Annotated in this window: 3 protein-coding genes and 1 pseudogene; 2 read left to right on the forward strand and 2 right to left on the reverse strand. The window is 74.3% G+C overall.

Going from position 1 to position 4,941, the window contains the following annotated elements; translation table 11 throughout:
• Positions 1–71 precede the first annotated feature (71 nt).
• Both HMPREF3165_RS07515 and HMPREF3165_RS07520 read left to right on the forward strand, forming a co-directional pair.
• A complete protein-coding gene (locus HMPREF3165_RS07515; protein ID WP_070512033.1) occupies positions 72–1,016 on the forward strand; it encodes an ABC transporter ATP-binding protein in 945 nt (314 codons plus the stop codon).
• The gene (locus HMPREF3165_RS07520) at positions 1,013–2,101 is read left to right on the forward strand and encodes an ABC transporter permease (RefSeq protein ID WP_070512036.1); all 1,089 of its coding nucleotides are present in this window, start codon (positions 1,013–1,015) and stop codon (positions 2,099–2,101) included. Before HMPREF3165_RS07515 ends, HMPREF3165_RS07520 begins: the two co-directional genes overlap by 4 nt.
• Before the next feature lie 111 nt (positions 2,102–2,212).
• Here HMPREF3165_RS07520 and recR read toward each other — a convergent pair whose 3' ends face one another.
• Both recR and HMPREF3165_RS13435 read right to left on the reverse strand, forming a co-directional pair.
• Complete coding sequence (gene recR / locus HMPREF3165_RS07525) at positions 2,213–2,821, reverse strand: recombination mediator RecR (RefSeq protein WP_003788101.1); 609 nt, start codon at positions 2,819–2,821, stop codon at positions 2,213–2,215.
• A gap of 1 nt (position 2,822) precedes the next feature.
• A pseudogene (locus tag HMPREF3165_RS13435) lies at positions 2,823–4,941 on the reverse strand (hypothetical protein); the annotation flags it as partial.

A 4,941-nucleotide genomic window follows, 5' to 3' on the forward strand; every position in this document is an offset into this window, starting at 1 on the left:
GTCGAAGTGTCGACGTGAGGCGGGCCCGAGTTCCACCCACCGGCCCCGCGCCGACGACGTAGCCTGGCCGCATGAGCATTGAAGTCTCCCAGCTCACCCGCTTCTTCGGACAGGCGCCGGCGGTGCACCAGCTGGACATGTCGGTGCCCAGCGGCGCCGTCACCGGCCTGGTCGGCCCCAACGGCGCCGGCAAGACCACACTGCTGCTCATGCTGGCGGCCCTCCTGGCCCCGGACCACGGAACGATCCGGGTGGCGGGCCTGGACCCGGTGACCCAGCCGCGCGAGGTCCACCGCGCCGTGGGCTGGATGCCCGACGCCTTCGGCACCTGGGACTCCCTGACCTGCACCGAGATCCTCCTGACCTTCGCCGCCGCCCAGGGCATGGACGCCGACGCCGCCCGCCCCCGAGCCGTCGAGATGCTCTCCCTGGTCCACCTCGAGGAGATGGCGCGCACGCCCGCCCGGGTCCTGTCCCGCGGCCAGAAGCAGCGCCTGGGCCTGGCCCGCGCCCTCATCCACGCCCCCAAGGTCCTGCTCCTGGACGAGCCGGCCGCCGGCATGGACCCGCGTTCGCGCGCCGACCTGCGCGTCCTGCTGCGCGACCTGGCCTCGGGCGGCACCACGATCCTGCTCTCCAGCCACATCCTGACGGAGATGGAGGAGATGGTCGACGGCGTCGTCTTCATGTCCCACGGGACCGCCGTCACCTCGCCGCCGGGGTGGGGCCCGGCGCCCGGGCAGGCGGGCTCGGGAGCGCCGGCCCCGCTCCCGATGCAGCGGACCTGGCGGATGCGGGCCCTGGACGCCGGGCGACTGGGCCAGTGGACACGCTCCGCACAGCTGCCTGTCACGGTGGAGGAGGACGGCACCGTGCGCCTCCCGGTCGCCGACGACGCAGCCGCGGCCCGCCTGCTGCGAGGGGCCGTTGAGGCCGGGGTGGAGGTCGTCTCCTTCGCCCCGCTGTCCGGAACCCTGGAGGAGACCTACCTGGCTCTGGAAGGAGAACGCCGATGACCTGGACCGGTGTGCGCACCATCATGGTGCTCGAGCTGCGTCAGCGGGTGAGGGCCACGCGCTGGCGCATCATGCTGGGGATCTGGCTGGCGGTCCTCATCGTCCTGTGCGGCGGGCTGGTGATCGCCGTCGAGACCACGAGCCCCGATGGCGCGTCCAACGACTTTCTGCTGACGCTCTACGACATCGTCGTCTGCTTCGTCCTGGGGATCGGGCTCATCGTCGCCCCCACGTTGTCGGCGACCTCCATCAACGGTGACCGGGCCGACGCGACCCTGGCGCTGCTGCAGGCCACGGCGCTGCGCAGTCGGGAGATCGTCGTCGGCAAGCTGCTGGCGGCCTGGGTGGCGGCAATCGCCTTCCTGGGGGTGGCGGTGCCCTTCCTCATCGGCTTGACGGTCGCGGGCGGTTCGCACTGGCAGGCCCTCCTGGCCCACCTGGTCATCCTCGTCTTCACCCTGGGGGCGGTGTGCGCCATCGGCCTGGGCTTCTCGGCGTTGGCGGCGCGGCCCTCGGCCTCGGCGGTCCTGACCTACCTCGTGGTGGCCGCCCTCGTCGTCGGGACTCCACTGTTCATGGCCATCAGCTCACCCCTGGCGGTCGGCAACCAGACACTGGTGACCTACAGCGTGGACTACGACAAATCCACCGAGGGCAAGCTCGTGTGCAAGACCGACCCCGAGGTCTCCGTCGAGGAGGTCACGCACACCGATCGGATCTGGTGGATGTTGGCCCCCAACCCCTTCATCATCCTGGGGGACGCCACCGCCCACGCGCCCCGTCGGCTCGACGGCTGGGGCCACCGCAGCAGCTACTCCCCGCTGGAGGCCACGGGTTCGTGGACTGACGAGCTGCGCGACCCCAAGCCCGATCGGGTCGTCAGCAACTTCTGCGACAACTGGAAGGACTCCTCCGACGCTCCTTCCAGCAGGCGCGACAGCGGGGCTCCCGTGGCCAAGCACCTGGTCTTCTGGCCCGTGAGCCTCGTGGTGCTCATGGCTCTGGGGGCCGGCGGCGTGGTGACGGCCAGCAGACGTCTGCGCGTCCCGGCCGGCCGACTGCCGCGCGGCGTGCGCCTGGCCTGACCCTCCCGCCCTGAGCCGGCCGGGCATTCTTCGCGCAGCCCTCCCGACACTCTGTTGGCGGCGGCGAAAGATGCCCGGCTCGGCGCGAGCAGCAAACGAGCGGAGGGGCGGTCAGTCCTCGACGCGGCGTCGGCCCTCGAAAGCCCGCCCGAGGGTGACCTCGTCGGCGTACTCCAGGTCGGCGCCCACGGGCAGGCCGGAGGCGAGCCGGGAGACGGGCACGGCCATGGTGCGCAGCATGCGGGTGAGGTAGGCGGCGGTCGCCTCGCCGACGACGTCGGGGTCGGTGGCCAGGATGACCTCCTCGACCTCGCCGTCTCCCAGGCGGCTGAAGAGCTCGCGCACGCGCAGGTCGTCGGGGCCGACGCCGTTGATGGGGTCGATGGCGCCGCCGAGCACGTGGTAGAGCCCCCGGTACTCGCGGGTGCGCTCGATGGCGACGACGTCCTTGGGCTCCTCGACGACGCAGATGACGCGCTGGTCGCGGCGGGGGTCGCGGCAGATGGCGCACTGGGGGGCCTCGGCGATGTTGCCGCAGGTCTCGCAGAAGCGGACCTTGGCCTTGACGGCGCGCAGGGCCTCGATGAGGCGCTCGACGGCGGCCGCGTCGGCGGCGAGCACGTGGAAGGCCATGCGCTGGGCGGACTTGGGGCCGATACCGGGCAGCTCGCCGAACTCGTCGATGAGGTCCTGGACGGCGCCTTCGTAGACGGCGGGCATGTCAGCGTCCTTCCTGGGTCACGGTGACCTCTTCGATGACCTGGGCGCCAAGGATCCGTTTGACGACCTCGAGCCCGACGACGCCGGCGTCCTCGGCGTCGGGGTCGTCCTCGCTGGGGGTGTCGTCGGCCAGGGAGTCGGTGTCGGCCTCCTGGGCGGCGGCGCGAGCGGCGGCCATGGCGGCGGCCAGGCGCGAGCCGGCGATGCCCGACGGCGCCCAGGTGGACTCGTCCTCGGGTGGGGCGCTCGAGGCGCTGGGCTCCTCGGGGGGCGGGCCCGGGCTGAAGGGGCTCGACGTCGTCCCCTCCCAGGTGACGGGGGCCAGGCCGGGGGAACCTGCGGTGGTCTCCGGGGAGCCGGGGGCGTGTGACGCGCTGCCGGCCCCGGGCACCTGCGGGGACGAGGAGGAGGGCGTCTGCTGGAAGGACTGGGGGGCCGCCGGAGCGGACGCGGCCCCGCCGGGAATCTCCGGCAGGGCGCGCAGACGGTGGACGGTGGCCAGGGGCGCCTCGTCGGGCGCCTGCGCGGCGGGAGCGGAGCGGGACTGGGCGGGTGAGGCCGAGGCCGCCGGGGCCGAGGTGGGGGCCGGAGCGGACCGGGGGGCGGTGGGCGCGGGGGATGCAGGCAATCCTGAGCCTGCGCCTGAGGAGGGCCCGGGCGGCGGGGACGAGGGCGCGGAAGCGGATGCCGACTGGGCGGGCACGGTTCCGCCGCCAGGGACGGCGACCGGGCCCCAGCCGTCGTCCAGGTCGGTGCCGCCGGCGGCAGGCGCGGAGACCGGGGCCGGGGCCGAGCCCCCGCCGGGGATAGCGACGGGCCCCCAACCGTCGTCGGGATCGGAGGGGTTCGCGGAAGCGAGGGATGCCGGCGGCGCCATGGGAGCAGCGGTGGGCGCCGGGGACGTGGAGGCGGTCGAGGATGCTGGGGAGACCGCCTGGAACTCGGTGGGGGCGGCGGGATCGACGCCGACCTGGGCCGGCTGCGGCTCGGGCGAGGTCGCGGCCTCCTGGGCGACGGCCGCCGGGGATGGAGCGGCGGAGTGCCCAGCAGAGCCGCTGGGCTCATCGACACTGAGAGCCCCACTGACGTACCCGGAGTCCTCGGCGTAGGGATCGGCACCCCAGTCGTCCTCGGGCGGGGGCTCGAGGATCGGGGAGCCATCGTCCCAGGTGGTGGAGACGGGCCGGTGCTCCTCGGAGCGGCCGGCCGGCTCGACGTCGGTGGGCTGCGCCGGCGCAGCGGCGGGCGACTGCGTGGCCGGGCCCTGGGCGGGTCGGCCGGCGTCGTGGACAGCGCTACTGGGGTTGTGGGTGGCAAGCGCCCGGGAGTCGGGAGCGGATGCGGCGACTGGTTCACCGGTGGAGCCGTGCAGCACGGCACTGTCGACGCCGGGGCCAGAGCTGTCGGCGCCACGGCCAATGCTGGGGGCCGCTGCTTCGGCCGGGCCTTGGCCGCCGGTGTGCGTCCCGATACCGTTGACATTCTGCTCCCCGCCGCCGGCAGCCGAGCCCGCCGAGTCGAAGGCGCCGGCCTGTGGTCCCGGTCCGCTCGGGCCTGCGCCCGGGGCACCGCCACCGTCGAAGCCCTGCGGCCCGCCGTGACCGGCGTCGTGGCCGACGGCGGAGCTGATGCTGGGGCCAGGGGTGTGTGCCGTCTCCGCTCCGGAGGGGGCAGCCCCGGATCCGCCCGGTCCTTGCGGTCCACGCGGGCCACCTGAGCCGCCCGGGCCTCCGGAACTGCCTGGCCCGTCGTCGCCGGCGACGATGGCGTGCACCTCGAGGCGCAGGCCGAGGGCCTGGTGGAGGGCCGCGGAGAAGATGGGGCCGTGTCCACCGTTCTCAAAGGCGCCCACGAGGCCGGGGGCGGCGAACAGGAGCGTGAAGACGCCTCCGGAGACGGTGCCCGGTCGGGAGTTGGGGCCGACCAGCGCCCAGGTGGCGCGCCGCGAGCGCTTGGCCGCCTCGAGGACCTCCTCCCAGCGGGTGCGGATCATCTCCGCGTCGGCCGCCTCGCCTCCGCCCGGGCCGCCAACAGCAACGCCTGCCTGGGCGACGGGTGCTGAGGCCGCAGCAGGGGCTGCCCCCCAACCGGCGCCTGCCTGGGCAGCGGGGGCCGAGGGA

This window comes from Actinomyces sp. HMSC08A09, from assembly GCF_001807465.1.
Classification (GTDB): domain Bacteria; phylum Actinomycetota; class Actinomycetes; order Actinomycetales; family Actinomycetaceae; genus Actinomyces; species Actinomyces oris.

What these genes read in the sequence shown, in the direction of transcription:
- HMPREF3165_RS07515 (WP_070512033.1), top strand. Translation starts at nt 72, where the DNA reads ATGAGCATTGAAGTCTCCCAGCTCACCCGCTTCTTCGGACAGGCGCCG.
- recR (WP_003788101.1), bottom strand. Translation starts at nt 2,821, where the DNA reads ATGCCCGCCGTCTACGAAGGCGCCGTCCAGGACCTCATCGACGAGTTC.
- HMPREF3165_RS07520 (WP_070512036.1), top strand. Translation starts at nt 1,013, where the DNA reads ATGACCTGGACCGGTGTGCGCACCATCATGGTGCTCGAGCTGCGTCAG.